1 protein-coding gene is annotated in these 324 nt (G+C 66.4%); it reads left to right on the top strand.

Features of this window, described 5'->3' with window-relative positions; translation table 11 throughout:
- Window positions 1-324, top strand: a 324-nt coding sequence (locus EN852_RS37765) for a mannonate dehydratase (RefSeq protein ID WP_189546552.1), incomplete at both ends; no start/stop codon positions are given.

Here is a 324-nt window from a genome sequence, read left to right as displayed (position 1 = left end):
TGTCGGTCGGGCTCGATCTCTCCGCCATCGATGCCGATCTGCCGCTGCCAGACGGCGTCGTCTGGAACATGCGTTACCGTGCGGGAAGGCCGGATGCGGAACCCGTGCGCGTCAGCAGCGAGGAACTTTGGCAGCGCCTGGACGTGTTTCTGCGCGAGATCGTCCCGGTGGCCGAAGAGGCTGGCGTCATGCTGGCGGCGCATCCCGACGATCCGCCGGCCGAAGCATTGCGCGGGGCGGCGCGGCTGGTCAACCGGCCGGAAAAATACGACCGGCTGATGAACATCGTCGACTCGCCGTCCAACGGTCTGGAACTCTGTCTCG

The organism is Mesorhizobium sp. M2E.F.Ca.ET.209.01.1.1, assembly GCF_004010375.2.
GTDB lineage: Bacteria > Pseudomonadota > Alphaproteobacteria > Rhizobiales > Rhizobiaceae > Mesorhizobium.
This window is presented reverse-complemented; position numbering and strand designations above follow the sequence as displayed.